Genomic DNA, 17,015 nt, shown 5'->3' with positions numbered 1-17,015 from the left:
GGGGTGGGTCGGTAACGCAGGCTATTAGCCGATGTTTCGTAGCGATACGCTAAACACGTACCGTGTCCCAGTTCGAGAGCTAGTGTAAAAGACTTACTATTAAGTACATTGGTGTTAGCTACGACTAGGAACCTAATAAGTGAAACCTAATAAATATAGATAGTCATGATGACGAAATCATTTTTGTCCCTAACAATAGCGTCTTCAATCGCAGTTTCTCTGTTTACGATACCTCCATTGAAGGCATCAGAACTTAATACGAACAGCGCTGAGGATAGCGCCGAGCTATCAGCCACTGAGACTACCGCTGAAATCAGTGAAGCAACCGAACCTCAAGAAGAGTTGCCGTCCGAAGTTCTGTCACCTGAAATTTCAGCAGAGACTGTGGCAAAAGTTGAAGAACTACTGACCATCACTAATAGCGAAGCGCTGAACCTTCAGATGATGGAATCTATGGTCAGCCAGTTTAGAGAGCACGTTCCCAATATTCCAGATGAGTGGTGGGATCGTTTCTTAGAGAAGATTGACTACGAAGAGCTTAATCGGCTGATTATTCCAATCTACGCGCAGCATTTCACCATAGAAGATCTAGACGCCATTATTGCCTTCTATCGCACTCCAGCTGGCCAAGCCGTTATTGAGAAAATGCCCATGGTTCTTCAAGATAGTTTGTTAGTAGGTCAGCATTGGGGAATGGGAATTGCTCAAGAAATTATTGAGGAGCTAGAAGCAGAAGGGTACGCGGTGCCTGATGAGCCGTTCTTACTCTAGATTCAATGCTCTAGATAGCTCCCAACAGTTCTGCCTTAGGGAAGATAGCTTAGTTCGTTGCTTGACGATTCAATAATTAGGTGAAAAGAAGCGAACAACGCAGCGTCAATTTATGGAACTTCGCGCAGCCTGCGTTACTTGCACACACTTTATTCAAGGTAGTTTTATGATTTTACGCACGGTTACATCGCTACGAAAAATGACTCGGCAGATTGCGATCGCACTAGTGGGTGCATTTCTTAGTGTGTTTCTATGCATAGGTCTTGCGCCCGCGATCGCTCAGGCCGCACCGCTCGTAGGCGCAGTAGATACGCTAGGCGCAGAAGCCGTTTCTCCTGATGCGCTCTCTCCAGAGGAACTCAGCGAGAAAAGAGCTGAACGCCGTCAGGTGCAAAGCCAAGCCTCCGCAGAAGCAAACACAAAAGGTCAAGAAGAGTCAGCAGCCGACAGGCTGAACTTAGATGAGATGGTCGAAGACAACGTTCTTCTTGGCAACGAGCCAGAACCGACTACCGATGCGGCGAATATGCCTAGTCGCTAATCACTGGCGAACAGTAGACTATCTAATATCCGTTCGTAGGTAAGAATCGATAGTATCTTGAATACCTTCTTTGTTTCGGCAGAGAAGGTGTTTGCTTTGTTGCGACCCAAACTATGGCATTTCTTGGATGCATACTCTGCGAGCAGGCTGTGAGTGCTAGCCTATTGAAGTGTTTTCACTTTCGCTTTTACAAGTCGTTCCATGAGTAAAATTGTCGTCGGACTATCTGGCGGAGTTGACAGCTCCGTCGCCGCAGCCACCTTGCACAATCAGGGTCACGAAGTCATGGGCCTTACCCTATGGCTAATGAAGGGCAAAGGCCAATGCTGCTCGGAAGGGATGACTGATGCCGCTCAGCTTTGCGACGATCTGGGCATTGCCTATAGCGTGGTCGATTCACGCGAAGTCTTTGAAAAATACATTGTCAACTACCTAGTAGAAGGCTACTCCCGAGGGGTGACACCCCTACCCTGCTCGCAGTGTAATAGCACCGTAAAGTTTGGCCCCATGTTGGAGTATGCAGTCAATGAAATGGGCGCAGACTATATAGCCACTGGTCACTACGCTCGCATCACTCATAACCTAGAAACCGGTCGATACGAGCTCCGGCGGGCAGTCGATAGAAATAAAGACCAATCCTATTTTCTCTACGACTTGAGCCAGACGCACCTGGCGGCTAGCCGTTTTCCTCTAGGCGAAAAAACTAAGCCAGAAACCCGTCGAATCGCCGCTAGCTTGGGCTTACACACTGCTGACAAACCCGAGAGCCAAGACCTCTGTCTGGTTGAGCAGCACGGCTCGATGAAAACTTTTTTAGACAAGTTTCTAGCCCCCAAACCCGGTGATATTGTCGATACCAACGGCCAGGTTTTGGGTCAGCACGAAGGCATTCATCACTACACCATTGGCCAGCGCCGGGGGCTCGGCATTGCTGCGCCCAATCCTTTGTATGTCGTGAGCTTGGACGTAGGCCGCAATCAGGTCGTTGTCGGCGAGCGTGATAGTGTGACCGCTCCTGGCTGTATGGTTCACCGCGTGAATTGGGTGTCGGTAGCACGGCCTGAGGTGCCAATTTCTGTAGAAGTCCAAGTTCGCTACCGCTCGCAAGGTGTAAAGGCAACGGTGATTCCAACCAATAGCGTAGATGGAACCAGCCGAGTCAAAATAATTTTTGATGAACCTCAGTTTGGAGTGACGCCAGGACAGGCTGCCGTCTGGTACGACAATAAAGGACGGGTACTTGGAGGAGGCATTATCGAGCCGACATGCTCGGATAATACAGACTTCACTGCCAGTTAACGATACAGTTGCACAGTGGCTATTACATGAGCTATCACACAGTGGCAACTACTAGTAGTGATTCACTGTAGTTGTTCACCTGGTGGCAGTTGCAAAGCAACTGTGAAGCAATAGCTCTCTCAACTAGAAACTTCTTCCGTAGAAATGTCTATAGAAGTAAGGCCACAGATAAAGACGCAGACCTAAGAGGAGGAAAGACCCCTTGACTGAAATGAAAGATGGCATTGCGCCCCACGGCGGTACGCTAGTAAATCGCTTGGCTAGCGCTAAGCAAAAGGAAGAATTTTTAAGCAAAGCAGACAGCCTGCCTCGGGTGACTTTAGATAAGCGGGCAGCCTCTGATTTGGTCATGATTGCAATTGGTGGTTTTAGCCCCATCACTGGTTTTATGACTCAAGCCGACTACGAACCTGTCGTGACTGACATGCGCTTGGCTAGCGGCTTGCCGTGGTCTGTGCCGGTGACGCTCTCGGTTAGCGAAGAAGTCGCAGGCCCCTTAGAGATTGGGTCGCTCGTTCGCCTAGATGACGAGAATGGCCGCTATATCGGCGTGCTAGAACTCAGCGAAAAGTACACCTACGATAAGAAAAAAGAGGCGATCAACGTCTATCGCACCGAAGAAGAAGCCCACCCTGGCGTGAAAGTGGTCTATGACCAGGGTGCTATCAATCTAGCGGGCGACGTCTGGCTGCTAGAGCGCGATCCCCATCCGCTTTTTCCCGACTATCAGATTGATCCGGCAGCCTCTCGCAAGCAGTTTCGCGATCGCGGCTGGAAAACGGTCGTCGGCTTCCAAACTCGCAATCCCATTCACCGCGCCCACGAGTACATCCAAAAGTGTGCGCTAGAAACCGTGGACGGTCTCTTCTTGCATCCGCTAGTTGGCGCGACCAAGAGCGATGATATCCCGGCGGATGTGCGAATGCGCTGCTACGAGATCATGATGGAAAACTACTTTCCCAAAGATCGCGTCATCCTAGCGATTAACCCGTCGGCGATGCGCTATGCAGGCCCTCGCGAAGCCATCTTCCACGCGCTGATTCGCAAGAACTACGGCTGTACTCACTTTATTGTGGGCCGCGATCATGCTGGGGTGGGCGACTACTATGGTACTTATGACGCTCAGGCTATCTTCGATGAGTTTGAGCCCGGTGAGCTAGGCATTTTGCCAATGAAGTTCGAGCACGCTTTCTACTGCACTAGAACTAGCACCATGGCGACAACCAAGACTAGCCCAGCGACGCCAGAAGAGCGTATTCACCTCTCGGGAACCAAGGTGCGAGCGATGTTGCGTGAAGGCAAGCAGCCACCGCCGGAGTTCTCTCGCCCTGAAGTTGCCGCTGAGTTAATTAAGGCAATGAAGGCTTAGATCTGTCCTCAAGTGTCTTTAACGCTTAGAGTAGGTTACAGAAAAAGGCAGCGGGTGAGATTCTATGGGTGCGCGTACAAATCCAAAGGTGACTGATGGTCAGGGTTTGAGCCGTCGTTCGTTTTTTAAACAGGCAGGCGTGGCGATCGCGGCGCTAGGTCTCACCGAGCTGTCCAGTGAGCTGGCCCTAAAACTAGCAGTCCCCGAAAAGGCTAGGGCCTATAGCGAAGCTCTTGCCCAGTCTGGTGGTCGCAAGCTGGCGCTATTAATCGGTATCGGCGACTATCCGGCGGCGGCGGTTCCGTCTGGTCAGCCGGATAGTGGCAAGCTATTAGGCGCTCGAAATGATGTGGCTTTGCAAAGAGAGCTACTGATTCACCGATTTGGTTTTTTACCAGAAGATATTGTATCGCTGACCAACGCGCAGGCAACCCGCGAGGGCATCTATCAGGCTTTTGTCGATCACCTCTACAGTCAGGCTAGAGCAGGGGACGTGGTGGTTGTGCATTTTAGTGGGTATGGCTCACAGGTGCGAGTAGAAGATGCGGCCAGTGCTGGAGCCAGTGCCCAAGCCGTAGAAGAGCCCTCAGACCAGCAGGCTGTGCTGCAAAGAACGCTGGTGCCCGTAGATGGACGGCTGCCCACGCCAGAGCGTTCGATTCTCAACGACATTACTGAAGTGGAGTTGAAAACGCTGCTGCGGCGGCTGAAGACGAAGAACATCACAACGGTAATAGATGCTGGATTCGTCGATATCAACGTGCCGCTTTCTGGCGGACTGCGATCGCGTGCTCGTTCTGAGATTGCCACAGGCCAGCGACCAGCGACGTTCCCGCTGCTAGCCGATCAGCGACTGATGAAAGAAAGCGACGATTTTCCAGGTGTGCTGCTGCGGGGCGGCGCTGTCGATGAGGTCGTACTAGAGCGGCGCTGGCATGATTTCAATGCAGGCGCGTTTACCTATGTGATGACGCAGTATCTCTGGTCAGCGCCCGCACCTGTGATGACTGAAAGGGCGGTCGCCCGATCGCAAGAAGTCCTAGTACGCTGGGGCGGCAGCAATCAGCAGCCGATAGCTGATGGCCCGGTGCAAAAGACACCGATCTACCACACGCCGCTGATTGACCAGACCCGTGGCGGCGCAGTGATCACATCAGTAAGTGAGGATGGTAAAACAGCGACCCTGTGGCTAGGTGGGCTGCCGCCTAGAGTCCTAGAGTATCTAAGCTCTGACTCGGTAATGACCTGTCAGGGACGACGGCTAAACATGCGATCACACGAGGCGCTTTCTGGCAAAGCACGGCTAGCCGAGGATGCCAAAAACAACGGCGCACCCCTACAGCCTGGTCAGCTAGTCTTTGAAGCCATACGGACGCTGCCTAGAAGTATCAATCTAGTAGTTGCCCTTGACAGCCGCCTACAGCGCATCGAACGGGTTGATGCCACCAGTGCGCTCTCGTCTCTATCTTTTATCAGCTCGACTTCTGCCACAGAGCTACCGGCTGATTGCCTGTTAGCCAAGCCAATAGTGGGTACTGACGAGACGCTAACCGCGAGCCTGTATCCTACTGAGCTGATGAGAGCGCAGGCTCAGATCGAGATGACCCAAAGCGACTCAGCGGCTAATATGGACAGCCCGGTAATCGATCAGCCAGCTGAGGTGGCTGGCACCCAAGGATACGGCTTGTTTTCGGTGACGCGATCGCCGATACCTGGCACCCTCGCCAAACAAGAAGAAGCGATTAAGCCTGCCATCAATCGCCTAGCTCCAAAACTACAGGCCCTAGCCGCGCTGAAGCTACTGCGGCTAACAGAGAACAGATCCGCCTCTCAGCTACCGGTGCGCGTTGTTTTAGAGCAGGTTGAACCCAAGCAAAACAAACTGCTAATCGCTCGCCAGACTTTCAAAGCCTCTCAGAACAACGACAGCTCGATAGAAGGGTTTATTCCCACCGTTGCTGTGGGCAGTCGCATTCGCTATCAGCTATTCAACGAGGGCAGCGTTCCGCTCTACTACACCTTGATCAACGTTGATCCTAGAGAAAGACTATCCGCTTTTTATCCAGCCCTCGCCTCACCTACGGCTGTGATCGACGCCGACGAAGAAATCGTAGAAGAAGGCACGCCCGCCTCGGTTGCAGCTAGTATCACCCCTGGCAGTTCAGTCTTTATTCCCACAGACAATCTGGACTGGGCAGTCGAAAATCCAGTCGGCCCAGTAGAAACCTATGTTGTGTTTAGCACCCGGCCCCTGACGAAGACAGTCAGTCTTTTGCGCGGGGCGCTCAATAGCCGAGGTCAGCGGGTGAGTCCGCTGCCCAATCCGTTAGAGGTGGTCAAGGCGCTGCTCTCTGATCTGAGTGTGGGTAGCGAAACTAGCGACTATATGCTGGATGTTGCTCAATGGGCAACGCTTAACTTTGCCTATAAATCTGTTTAGCTCGCTGGCGTCAGCTAATCTGAATTCAGCACAAACCACGTTTCTAGGCCGTCCGCCTCGGTCGGGTTCGTCCCCAAGTACAGCTCAAACGGGCTGCGAGTGGGCGGCGGCTGACCGATTGGATGCAATAATTTTGCCTCGAAGCTACCGCGAACTCTGTAGACATCTTGAATATTGTGGCGCTGAGCGCTTTCAAGGTCGGTCACTTTCTCTCGGCTGTTGACGGTCACTTTTTCGAGTTTGAAATTAGCCTTACTTTCATCCTCGCTGCCTTGTAGCAAACCAAGATCTTGGGCGATCGCCTGCTGAGTTTGGCTAAGCTGCTGTGCGATCGCCAGTCGAACAGCTTTATCCGGCGGCACCTGAGCCAACGCCTGACAGCCGGTTACCCCGCTAGTCAGCAGCAGCAAACATCCCAAGCACAGCCATCTCAACACTCTCATCCTGCTTGATTCCCTACAACGCCCACTTGATCTAGTATGCAGCCTGCGCGTATCAACAGATGTCAGAATAATGAAGATTCCGTTGCCACCAAAGCCGTAAAAGTATGCTTTCAAAGCCCTCATTATCCTCTTCCGACGATCTAGCCAGCAGTTCTAACGAAACAGACGCTGTCCTGGACCAGTCAGGCTCGCTGCTGCTAGGTGCGCTCTTAATTACGGCGGGTTTTCTTGCTAATACGATTCAAGGCGCTCTGGGCAAAACTGCTCAGAGTGTGATCGGGCCAGGACAGTTTTTGTGGCTGCTAATAGCACTAGCCCTTGCCGTGCTGCTGCCGATTGAAGCCGTCAGAGGCGGACGCAATTTTTCCGCAGGATGGCATCGAAATATTCTTCTCTACTATCTACTTAGGGCTGTGTTTGGGCTCAGCGGTTTCTATCTATTCATTTGGGCCGCTGGTCTGGGCAGCTTAGTCAATGCCAACGTGCTGCTAAATACAACGCCCGTATTTATCCCGGTGATTGGCGTGCTCGCGCTAGGAAAAGAGATTTCTGGCAAGCTTTGGGGCGCGATCGCCATCGGCTTTGTGGGCTTACTACTCGTCGTCCAGCCCAACGCAGACCTAGTGGCTAATCCTGCCAACCTGCTTGGACTAGGCGCAGGGCTATCAGCGGCCATAGAATTTCTCACCATCCGTCACCTCAGCCAGACCCAGTCACCCGCAGGTCTAACCCTATACTATTTGCTGCTCGGCTCTATCCTCATGGCCCCCGTTGCTCTGTGGCAGTGGCAGCCGCTTACGCTCGAAACCCTCAAGATAGTCGCCGCTGCGGCTGGATCATTTCTGAGCTTTCAGCTTTTGCTGGTGCAAGCCTATCGCTACGCTGAACCTCACCAGATTGGTGTTTTTCAATACAGCAGCGTGATATTTGCCGCCATTATCGGCTGGCTATTTTTCAACGAGGTGCCCAACCTTTTGGCTGTCGCTGGCATGATGCTAATTTCACTTGGCGGTGCGCTGTCTATCTATCTTCCCAACTCCCAGCCAGACTGATCGCAATAGCGTTTCTCGTCTCATTTCGGTGTCAATGATCTAGGCTGAAAATAGGTGAAAAGAGTGCTTGTCTATGCGTCGGTCCTACAGTTTATTAGCTGCGATCGCAGTTCTGGTCGGTATCGTGCTGCTGCTGACCACAGTCGGCTCGCTAGCGCAGCTATATAGTACGGTTGCTGTCGTTTCACCTTTGCTAGCGCGGCTGATATTGGGTGTAGTGTTACTGGCGCTATTGGTGGCGTTAGGAGTGCTTGCTCGCTACGGTTGGCTATTCCTACGGCCAAAACGCAGACGTGAGATTACGCTGCCTAAAACACCGGACGCAGTCGCCGCAGTGAGTTTGCAAGCGGCGCGGCAGCAAGTAGAACAGATAGAAGACGAAATTTCGCGTCAGGCGCTAGCGGCCAGATCCGATCAGCTATCACAGCGGCTGAGTCAGCAGACATTTCAAATTGTAGTATTTGGTCTAGGCTCTACCGGAAAAACAGCTTTGGTTAATGCGCTAATAGGAGAGATCGCCGGAGAGGTCGCTGCTACAATCGGCACAACCGCGACAGGAGCCAGCTATCGCATTGCCGTATCGGCTGAAACAATAGGTGATAAGAGAGGTGATACGAATCGAGAACTCCTGATCCTAGATACGCCTGGGCTGCTAGAGTTGGGCTCAATCGGTGAAGCTAGGGCTAACGAGGCAAAAATGCTCGCGGCGCAGGCAGATCTGTTGTTGTTTGTCGTTGATAACGATTTGCACCGAGCAGAATATGAACCATTGCAAATGCTGATGGCAATGGGCAAGCGATCGCTACTGGTGTTTAATAAGTGTGATCGCTACTTACCCGCCGAAAAAGAACAGATTTTGCAGCGATTAAGAGAGAGAACTAGCGGCCTGTTGCGCGGTGAAGATGTGGTGGCGATCGCAGCACTGCCATCGCCCGTTTTACTAGATGACGACTCTTGGGCACAAGCAGAGCCAGACATTGCTGCGCTAGTTAGCCGCATCCTCGCTATCTGGAATGAAGAGAGTAAAGATCTGATTGCCAATAATCTGTTGCTTCAATCTCAGAAAATTAGCGAAGAAGCTAAAGTCTTGCTAAATACGCAGCGTCAGCAGCAAGCAGAAAAGATCATTGAGCGATATCAGTGGGTCGGAGCAGGCGTTCTAGCCGCAACGCCTTTACCCGTAGTCGATATGCTAGCAACAGCCGCTGTCAACGCGCAGATGGTGATAGAGATTGGTAAAATATATGGCGTAACAGTCAGTATAGAAGAGAGTAAAGCACTCGCTCTATCGCTGGCGAAGACCATGGCCGGATTAAGCTTGACCAAGGGCGCTATGAAGATGTTGGCAGTCGGCTTGCAGGCAAACTTAGCGACGGCGGTGGCCAGCAAACTATTGCAAGGAGTCAGCGCCGCATATCTCACTCAGATTGCCGGAAAGAGCTTTGTTACCTATTTTCAGGCAAATCAAGACTGGGGAGACGGCGGCGTTCAGGCAGTTGTCGAACAGCAGTATCGGCTCAATAGAAAGGACGAGTTTGTCAAACAGTTTTTGAGTAACGCAGTTGAGCGATTGACCTAGTTTTTTAGCTTTGGCTGTCTTTCGATCCTCTTTTGACTCTTTCTACTGTTTGCAATCTAGCTTATCTTCTATTAGCGCTGAATGAGTCCACACGCTGCGATTGTCGTAGTAGCGGATTAGGCGCGATCGCATGCCGTCATCTCTTAGCCAGCCAACCTCTACTCGAAACTCACCCACTTTCTGGATGACATCAGGCACCAGACAATAAGTCCCGTTAGGCAAGCCAAGCAGCCTATAGTCTATTTCGCCTTCTAAGAGAAAAACATTATCTGAAAGCCTCTCTCCAGCCAACGACAGCTTTCTGGTCTGACCTTCGCCAGCCTGTTCTTTCAAAGTATCTTGACAGCTAAGAGAAAATCTTTTGGTAGACAGATCGAACTGCCATTCACTAGAACCTATCGTCATCGGCTCCATCGAAGCAGAGAGCGCAGATAGAGTACCCGTCCAGCGACCTTTTATCTGTGCTGGCGTCATTGTTGGCTCAGCAAACTGTGCGCCTTCGGTTTGAGTTTCTCGAATCAACACAACGTATTTCAGCCGAGCACTGCCGTCCACGCCGCTGTCATACATAATCACAAACCGGGCTCTGCGATCGCCCACCGTCAAACACATCTCAGCGCCAAACTGAGCAAAGGCCGTCCACTGCGCCGGCCCCTGCGTGAACGCGCCACTCTCGAAGAAATAAACATAAGGCGCTGGCCCCGGCGCAGAAAAAGATCGAGTTGTGACATCTGTTGTACCACCAGGCGGCGTTCTCTCGAGTACGAGCTGCATTGTCTGATCTGGCACGGTCTCTTTCAAAGTCAGCACGCTAGGCGTATCTTTGACCTGTTCACCCTCAGGCGAGAACTGGGTAAAAGAGCCGTACCACGTACCGATATTCTGACGAATGCACTGCCATTGACTGAGCATAGGAAAAACATGAATAATGAACGTCTTAAATCACACTGCGCCTTTTTTTAGCATCGACTTTCGAGTAATTTTTCCGTCTATATATTCGCTGGCAGGCTTCATCTTAGACATTGTCAGGAATGCATCAGGGCCGATGGATAGTACGGTAGCTTGAACTACAGGAAAGCTAACAAAGAGAATAGAATATGTCCATTCTACATGACATTTCTATGCCTTTCTTTCTACACCTCACCTCGTAGTAGAGATATTCTCGTTGATAAGAATGTGTATCAAGCTCTCATACGTGACAGAGTGTAACGATGCTCGCCGCCTTAAGTGAAAAAACTGAGGTTACTTGCCTTTCACCGTCTTATGCCTTCACAATGACTGGTGAGATATCACGAAACGCTTAAGATGAGCTAAATCCTACATTACTTAAATTTCTATATTCCTAATAAAACTAAGCGCTAAAAAAAGTAAACTCCAAACTACCCTTATCGAACTTGACTGTCGCACACTGAAGTCTCCATCGAGCCGACAGCACTGTGTATTGCTCAACGCTTGTGCTCTAATTTTAATTTGTGTAAAGCTTTTGGAGGTAGAAGCTTTACACAAAAGCAATACAGCTAGCCTGTATTCGTTTGCGACTTTCTCGAACTTGAGGTGGCTGATCAAATAATGCTGTACTTGTCTCTGAAATTTTAGAATACGTCGCTATCCAACTGAGATTTCTATTGATGTCCAATTCGTCAAACTATCCTTCAATTCAAACTGCGATCGCATGGTGCCTAGCCTGGGGTGACGAGCTCGAACCACGCTACCCTATCGAAACGTTCAACCGCTGGCGACAGGCGATCGCCCAGGGGGAAATGCCTGCCGATGCAGAATGGCAGCAGGCGCTATCCCAGGCTGAATCCCTAGCTCAACTAGACAAAACGAACAGCGACTTCTCACTAGAGGCGATCGCAGCTTTTGCTGAGCAGCACCCCCAACTCTGTGAGGACAGAATCGGCCTAGTGTACGGCGGCGTCACCAAAGTCAAAAGCTATGTCTTTGAATCAGCCGACCTACAAGAGATTCGAGGGGCTTCCGCTCTATTAGATCGTATCAATTTAGTAGACCTCCCGGCCTTTTTCAGCGCAGAGACTGCTGCTGGCAATCGGTTTCGCCAGTGCTATGAGGCAGCCACCTATTGCCGCAAACATATTCGCGAAGAGTGGCTAGATAAAGAGTTTGAAACTCTATCTAGAGCGCTTATCCCCGAATTGATTATCTATTCTACAGGGGGCAATATTCTTGCCTTTTGTCCTACCGCTTTTACCGAGCAGCTATGCGATGCGATCGAGAAGCGCTACACCAACGAAACGCTAACTGCTAACTCGTGCGCTGTCGGGATAACCTGTCGTCCGCTAGAGATCCATTATGGATTGCTCAACCATCCAGTTGATCAAACGCCGTGGCAAGCTGCACTAGTGGATGGCAAAACTAACCTGGCGGTTCAGGCATACTTCGGCATTGAAGAGAATACACCTTCTAACCAACTCGAAGAAGCCCTTAAAGCTAGAAAGAACTTCGGCGAGCTAGTCGGTAAGCTGACCAGCCAGTTTATCCAGCGACGCAGCGGCTACGATCTACCCACGACACAGTCTTTGCCTCGACCTAGTCGCCGATTTCCGCCGATGTTTGAAACGCACCCCTATTTAATGCGTGATGATAGTGACATCCGCTCTACTGTTGTAAAACTGGAAGCCGATGAGCTACCCGACGAGCCGCAGCTATCGGAACCAACCGCTAGAAAACGGCGCGTAGGGCAAATAGTCAAAAGAGAAAGTGCTGAAACCCAAAGATGGTACCAAAACAACGGCTTTCAATCACTGTGGAATCCAGCGCCTACTGAGGAACGGATCTTTCAAAGCTGGGTAGCAAAGTTTGAGAATTTCTTGAAAGGAACACCGCTATTAGAAAACTACGACAAAGAGCGTCATCTGTTCGACCAGCACGGCGATATACATTCAGGTTGCGAAGAGACTAGAGAGGCTAGGTCTCTGCACGAAATCGGCGATAGTAGTAACGGCTATGTCGGCTATATCTATGCTGATGGCAACAGTATGGGGCAGTACATTCGTGAAAAAATTAGAACGCCAGCAGGCTATCAAGAATTCAGTGAGCATATTTTTGAGGCGACGGAAAAGTCGGTCTATCGGGCGATCGCCCAGCACATTCATCCTCATTACTACACGCCTACTGCCAAGTCTTCTCGCCAGCCAAAACAAAAGGACAAAACTCCCGTTTGGATTCATCCCTTCGAGATTATTACAATCGGCGGAGATGACGTGCTGCTAATTGTCCCAGCAAATAAGGTAATAGAAGTCGCTCAGGCGATTGGCGAACACTTTGAAGACGAACTCTTGAAGCACGGCGATAAGTACGAGATTCCTTCACATGTTGACATTAGCCAACAAAACAAAGCGCACCGATATCAGCCTCATTCATCCCACTTAGCCAAGTGTCGGCTGAGCACCTCTAGCGGCGTGCTGATTACCGCTGCGAACACACCTATCTACTATGCCGACAAGCTCGTTTCACAGCTATTGAAATCTGCTAAAAAGCACCTGAAATCGCTCAAGCGATACGGCTACTACGGTGGCACCGTAGACTTTTTGGTACTCAAGGCTGTCACTATGATCAGCTCGGATATAGAAGCGTTTCGTAAAGAAGGGCTGACTCTCTCGCCTAAAGATCGCCAGCACCGTCTGAAGCTGCAAGCCGCCCCTTACACCCTCCACGAGCTAGACGGCCTGATCAAAACCGTCAGAGCCTTCAAGCAGTCTAGTTTTCCAAAGTCTCAGCTATACCAAATTCGCAGTCTGCTAGAACGCGGTAAACGCACGGCGATTCTCAACTATCGTTATTTTCGGGTACGGCTTCCGGCTGACCAGCGATCGCTGATCGAGGCCCAGTTTGAAAATGCCTGGTGCAAAGCTGAGACCAACAGCGGCAATCTGGCTCCTTGGATTACGCCCAGGCCAAAAGACCTGACTGAAGGCACTGCTACAGAACAAAAAACAGAATACGAGACTATCTGGAGAGAGCTAGTGGATCTAGAGCCCTTTATTGAAGCAGAGCGTTCAGGTCAAGCCGCTGTCGAAATTACCAATGCAACAGTCCAGAGGCCCGCGTCATGATCCAGCTTTCAACTATTAATCAACAGACCGTTCAGCAGGGCGAAACTATTGAACTTGCTGCTGTTGTCGAGACGGCCCTGTGCGTAGGTGCGGGGGGATCTTCTGGTTCTTTGGCCGATAAGCCAATTCTGAAGAATTCGCAAGGGCAGTTGGTGATTCCAGCATCGCAGGTGAAAGGACGACTGCGGCATGAGTGTGAGAAATTGGTGCGATCGCTCCAGTGGCCCGTATGCAAATCTCCGGTTGCGACCACCATGTGTCCCCAGCGACTCGGCCAGTCTGATACTGACTTTGATCTACCCAGCTATCGCCTCCGAGAGCCGATTGGCCAAACCCACCGCGATCGCGAACCAGGCTATCAACCTCAAACTCACTGCTTAATATGTCAACTGTTTGGCAATCCCGCCTTGCCAGCGCGGCTTCAGTTCAGCGACTTAGTCTGCACAGAGCCTGAAGAGAATATTCCAGAGGTACTGCGTCCGGGGGTGAGCATTAATCGCCGCCGTCGCACGGCGGAAGAAAGCAAGCTGTACTTTCTCGAAACATCGCCTGCTAATGCGAGCTTGCGTTTTGAGGGCAGCATTCAGCTATTACCCCCTTGGCTGCTAACCGAAGGTGAGCCTATCCCCTTTGCAAAAGCGCTGATCTTAGCTGGGCTTCAGCATATTCACGCGCTGGGTGGAGGAAAGTCTACCGGACTAGGCTGGCTACACTGGCAGTTTCCTACAGCCGATGCGACAGATGCGCTAGAGATCCCCGACTCTGTTTGGCAATGGCTGGGCAATGCGCCTAAAAAATCTTCGACAGAGCCTTCGACAGGGACTCAAACGGTAGGAGAAGACGCCTGATGAAACAAATTGAGTTAACGATTACGGCGCTATCTCCCCTCGCTATTGGTCAGCGCAAACCGGGTGGCTCTGTCAGCGAAGCACTAGACTACATTCCGGGAACGATGATTCGCGGCGCGATCGCAAAAGAAATCCTTAACCATGCCACTTCTGAACCAGAAGAGGGGGACAGCTTTCACAAGCTGTTTTTAGATGAGAACGCGGCTGTATTTCGCAACGGGTATAGTGCGATCGTCTCTCTCGGTTCAGACCGTTACGCCCTCAGCCCAGACCCGGTGAAAGTGCTACCAGCCAGCGCTCTAAGCATGAAAACAGAATCTGGCTTTATCACTTCAGATAACGCCGAAAAAACGGGCGTATTCGATAGCCTCATCGACAGCTACTGCGCCAGAGAGCAAGGTCACTTCTACACTCCAAACGATGTAGCAGGCAACCTCGTCGATGCTTTTGGCGGCTTTTATAGCAAAAGCGAACAGGGCTACGTCAGTCACAAAGTCACGAAACGCCTGCTTACCCGCGTTGGCATCAACCGCAAGCGAGCCACCGCCCAAGATGAAATTCTCTATAGCATTGAGGTGATGAACGACTCTCAGGGCAAAAGGCAAAAGATTTCTACAGAATATCGCGCCAGCATTTTGCTGCCAGATGAGCAGCTTGCCGATGAACTGCACACCTTTTTACAGCAGCGATGCACTCAGCTCAGACTCGGTGGCTCTGCCTCGCGCGGTTTAGGAAAAATTCGTCTGCAAAGTGTTGAGCCTGCTGCCATTCCAGATAGCGATATAGAGAAGCGTATTGACAGGTTCAATCAACAGCTACAGGCGCGTTGGCAGCTATGGAGCGCGTTAGGCAACGGCTCTAATGACAGGATAGACTCTCGTAAATTTTTCACAATAACGTTGAAATCTGACGCCATTTTGAGTGAAAACTGGCGACGAACAATAGTAATTTCGCCTGCTATGCTTGCGCCGCTATTGGGTTTAGAAGCTGATGATATTCAGTCACATATTGTCTACAGCAGCTACGACTATCGCTCTGGCTGGAATGCAGCTTGGGGACTGCCCAAAGATACTGAGCTGGTGACTAAAATGGGTAGCGTGATGATGTTTAGCGTTCCAGTAGAAAAGATAGAAGATTGTTATAGTTCCCTAGCTGAGCTAGAACAAGTGGGAGTCGGGAGCCGATGCTCAGAAGGCTACGGACAGGTAGAGGTATGTGACGAGTTTCATTTAGTGATGAGGGAGAATGCAGTATGAGCGAGGCTACAGGGGTAATGACGGTAGATAGGGAGAGTGAAAATGACAGGCAGAAGATTGAGCTGCGCGTTCAAAAGGGCATTCGACAAAAAGAAGACGATATTGTGATTGCAATCGAGGAAGCGCTAGATAAATGCGAATATCCTAAGAGCGGACGCGACAAGTTAGAATCCTCGCAGTTTAGAAATTTGGTGCGGGTCGCCGATACGACTGAGAGCGCGGAGGTCGTGAAAAACTTTTTGCGCTATCAGGTGGGCCGTGAACGTAAGTGGGGCCGAGGAAAGGACTCTCTGGCAGAACGCATTGTTCAAGATATTGATGGCAAGCTGAAAACCTATGCAGGAGAGATTGCCAAAGAAGCTAAAAGCGCTGATAGCAAGCGAATTCGGATGGAGTTAATTCGGCGCTATCTCGGCTATGGCTCTCGTCGGCTGAGATTTTTGAGTTTGGATCAAGAGGGTTAGATGATGTTTGATGTTTTTAAGAACAGACTGGAGCTAACCGGAACGCTGACTACGGTGACGGCGCTGCGGATCAGCCAGGGGCGCTCTACTGAGCCAATCGGATCAGATTTACCCGTGGTAAAAGATGCGCTAGGTCAGCCGCTGATTCCAGGTAGTAGCTTTAAGGGGGCATTGCGATCGCGGCTCGAAAGCTTCCTCAGAGGAATCGATCCTACCCTGGCACAAGACCCATCAGAGCTAGTGAGTCCTAGTACAAACGAGCAAGTAACTGCTATCAAAGAACGGTACAAAGGCGATGACGCTGCGCTAACAGCCGCACTCAACGGTATTACTGACGAGGCGTCTAAAGTCTTTGGCACGCCTTGGCAAGCCAGCAAATTCCAGGTGCGAGATTTGACCGTACAGCCCGATAGCTGGTTCGGCCAGTACCAAGAGCGTGACGGCGTTTCAATCGATCGCGATACTGAAACGGCTGTAGACGGTCGTCTATATGATTTTCAGGTGGTTCCGGCTGGCACTCAGTTTGAATTTCGGGCAGCCTGCGAAAATGCTGAAGAGTGGGAGCTAGGACTGCTGATCATGGGGTTACAACAGTTCAAGCTACAGCAGATTCCACTGGGCGGCGGCAACTCTAGAGGTTTGGGCGTGGTACAGCTCGATATCGATAAGACGCTCTGGGTAGAGCCTGAAAATCCTGCTGCGCTAATTGAATACATGAAGCAGATGATAAAAGGAGACTTAAGCACTTACGAGCGAGACGAGAGCTTTGTAGAGGGGTTAAAGGAAGACTGGACAACAGCGCTAATCAGTTATCTGTCGGCGAAAGCAGGCATTTCAACGGATGACGAAACTAGTGAAACAGCGGTGGAGGCTTAGA

The 17,015-nt window shown here is 50.8% G+C and carries 14 protein-coding genes; 12 read left to right on the top strand and 2 right to left on the bottom strand.

Translation table 11 applies throughout. The features are described 5' to 3' along the window. Nucleotides 1–237: 237 nt before the first annotated feature. The 5 genes from IQ256_RS19395 to IQ256_RS19375 all read left to right on the top strand — a co-directional run bounded on the left by IQ256_RS19395 (nt 238) and on the right by IQ256_RS19375 (nt 6,420). On the top strand, nt 238–771 hold the full coding sequence (locus tag IQ256_RS19395; RefSeq protein WP_193857206.1) for a DUF2059 domain-containing protein: 534 nt from the start codon (nt 238–240) through the stop codon (nt 769–771). 166 nt (nt 772–937) lie between these two features. Next, nucleotides 938–1,312, top strand: a complete 375-nt coding sequence (locus tag IQ256_RS19390) for a hypothetical protein (protein WP_193857205.1) — start codon at nt 938–940, stop codon at nt 1,310–1,312. A 201-nt stretch (nt 1,313–1,513) separates the two neighbouring features. Beyond that, nucleotides 1,514–2,611: a tRNA 2-thiouridine(34) synthase MnmA gene (gene mnmA, locus IQ256_RS19385; RefSeq protein ID WP_193857204.1), complete on the top strand. Its 1,098-nt coding sequence runs from the start codon at nt 1,514–1,516 to the stop codon at nt 2,609–2,611. A gap of 211 nt (nt 2,612–2,822) precedes the next feature. Next, nucleotides 2,823–3,980, top strand: coding sequence for a sulfate adenylyltransferase (gene sat, locus IQ256_RS19380; protein ID WP_228025077.1), 1,158 nt, complete (start codon nt 2,823–2,825; stop codon nt 3,978–3,980). 64 nt (nt 3,981–4,044) lie between these two features. Then, complete coding sequence (locus IQ256_RS19375; protein ID WP_193857202.1) at nt 4,045–6,420, top strand: caspase family protein; 2,376 nt, start codon at nt 4,045–4,047, stop codon at nt 6,418–6,420. Nucleotides 6,421–6,434: 14 nt separating this feature from the next. On the opposite strand, the gene IQ256_RS19370 is transcribed toward IQ256_RS19375, so the two are convergent. Next, a complete protein-coding gene (locus tag IQ256_RS19370) occupies nt 6,435–6,863 on the bottom strand; it encodes a hypothetical protein (protein ID WP_193857201.1) in 429 nt (142 codons plus the stop codon). A 104-nt stretch (nt 6,864–6,967) separates the two neighbouring features. On the opposite strand from IQ256_RS19370, the gene IQ256_RS19365 reads away from it, so the two are divergent. Continuing rightward, the gene (locus tag IQ256_RS19365; RefSeq protein ID WP_193857200.1) at nt 6,968–7,915 is read left to right on the top strand and encodes a DMT family transporter; all 948 of its coding nucleotides are present in this window, start codon (nt 6,968–6,970) and stop codon (nt 7,913–7,915) included. 73 nt (nt 7,916–7,988) lie between these two features. Next, on the top strand, nt 7,989–9,494 hold the full coding sequence (locus tag IQ256_RS19360) for a YcjF family protein (protein WP_193857199.1): 1,506 nt from the start codon (nt 7,989–7,991) through the stop codon (nt 9,492–9,494). Nucleotides 9,495–9,536: 42 nt separating this feature from the next. Here IQ256_RS19360 and IQ256_RS19355 read toward each other — a convergent pair whose 3' ends face one another. Beyond that, a complete protein-coding gene (locus IQ256_RS19355; protein WP_193857198.1) occupies nt 9,537–10,406 on the bottom strand; it encodes a DUF3598 family protein in 870 nt (289 codons plus the stop codon). A gap of 716 nt (nt 10,407–11,122) precedes the next feature. Between IQ256_RS19355 and cas10 the strand changes: the two genes are divergently transcribed. Genes cas10 through csx7 form a run of 5 tightly spaced genes read left to right on the top strand, consistent with a single transcriptional unit; the run spans nt 11,123 to nt 17,014 of the window. After that, on the top strand, nt 11,123–13,570 hold the full coding sequence (gene cas10 / locus IQ256_RS19350; RefSeq protein ID WP_193857197.1) for a type III-B CRISPR-associated protein Cas10/Cmr2: 2,448 nt from the start codon (nt 11,123–11,125) through the stop codon (nt 13,568–13,570). Continuing rightward, nucleotides 13,567–14,418: an RAMP superfamily CRISPR-associated protein gene (locus IQ256_RS19345; RefSeq protein ID WP_193857196.1), complete on the top strand. Its 852-nt coding sequence runs from the start codon at nt 13,567–13,569 to the stop codon at nt 14,416–14,418. Before cas10 ends, IQ256_RS19345 begins: the two co-directional genes overlap by 4 nt. Continuing rightward, on the top strand, nt 14,418–15,674 hold the full coding sequence (gene csx10 / locus IQ256_RS19340) for a CRISPR-associated RAMP protein Csx10 (protein WP_193857195.1): 1,257 nt from the start codon (nt 14,418–14,420) through the stop codon (nt 15,672–15,674). Before IQ256_RS19345 ends, csx10 begins: the two co-directional genes overlap by 1 nt. After that, nucleotides 15,671–16,138 carry a hypothetical protein gene (locus IQ256_RS19335; RefSeq protein ID WP_228025076.1) on the top strand — a complete coding sequence of 156 codons (468 nt, stop codon included), beginning with the start codon at nt 15,671–15,673 and terminating at the stop codon, nt 16,136–16,138. The genes csx10 and IQ256_RS19335 overlap by 4 nt, the downstream gene beginning before the upstream one ends. Nucleotides 16,139–16,141: 3 nt before the next feature. Further along, nucleotides 16,142–17,014, top strand: coding sequence for a CRISPR-associated RAMP protein Csx7 (gene csx7 / locus IQ256_RS19330; protein ID WP_193857194.1), 873 nt, complete (start codon nt 16,142–16,144; stop codon nt 17,012–17,014). Nucleotide 17,015: the final 1 nt, after the last annotated feature.

The organism is cf. Phormidesmis sp. LEGE 11477 (assembly GCF_015207105.1).
Lineage (GTDB): Bacteria > Cyanobacteriota > Cyanobacteriia > Phormidesmidales > Phormidesmidaceae > Phormidesmis.
This window is presented reverse-complemented; position numbering and strand designations above follow the sequence as displayed.

What these genes read in the sequence shown, in the direction of transcription:
- IQ256_RS19390 (WP_193857205.1), top strand. Translation starts at nt 938, where the DNA reads ATGATTTTACGCACGGTTACATCGCTACGAAAAATGACTCGGCAGATT.
- mnmA (WP_193857204.1), top strand. Translation starts at nt 1,514, where the DNA reads ATGAGTAAAATTGTCGTCGGACTATCTGGCGGAGTTGACAGCTCCGTC.
- sat (WP_228025077.1), top strand. Translation starts at nt 2,823, where the DNA reads ATGAAAGATGGCATTGCGCCCCACGGCGGTACGCTAGTAAATCGCTTG.
- IQ256_RS19375 (WP_193857202.1), top strand. Translation starts at nt 4,045, where the DNA reads ATGGGTGCGCGTACAAATCCAAAGGTGACTGATGGTCAGGGTTTGAGC.
- IQ256_RS19370 (WP_193857201.1), bottom strand. Translation starts at nt 6,863, where the DNA reads ATGAGAGTGTTGAGATGGCTGTGCTTGGGATGTTTGCTGCTGCTGACT.
- IQ256_RS19365 (WP_193857200.1), top strand. Translation starts at nt 6,968, where the DNA reads ATGCTTTCAAAGCCCTCATTATCCTCTTCCGACGATCTAGCCAGCAGT.
- IQ256_RS19360 (WP_193857199.1), top strand. Translation starts at nt 7,989, where the DNA reads ATGCGTCGGTCCTACAGTTTATTAGCTGCGATCGCAGTTCTGGTCGGT.
- IQ256_RS19355 (WP_193857198.1), bottom strand. Translation starts at nt 10,406, where the DNA reads ATGCTCAGTCAATGGCAGTGCATTCGTCAGAATATCGGTACGTGGTAC.
- cas10 (WP_193857197.1), top strand. Translation starts at nt 11,123, where the DNA reads ATGTCCAATTCGTCAAACTATCCTTCAATTCAAACTGCGATCGCATGG.
- IQ256_RS19345 (WP_193857196.1), top strand. Translation starts at nt 13,567, where the DNA reads ATGATCCAGCTTTCAACTATTAATCAACAGACCGTTCAGCAGGGCGAA.
- csx10 (WP_193857195.1), top strand. Translation starts at nt 14,418, where the DNA reads ATGAAACAAATTGAGTTAACGATTACGGCGCTATCTCCCCTCGCTATT.
- IQ256_RS19335 (WP_228025076.1), top strand. Translation starts at nt 15,671, where the DNA reads ATGAGCGAGGCTACAGGGGTAATGACGGTAGATAGGGAGAGTGAAAAT.
- csx7 (WP_193857194.1), top strand. Translation starts at nt 16,142, where the DNA reads ATGTTTGATGTTTTTAAGAACAGACTGGAGCTAACCGGAACGCTGACT.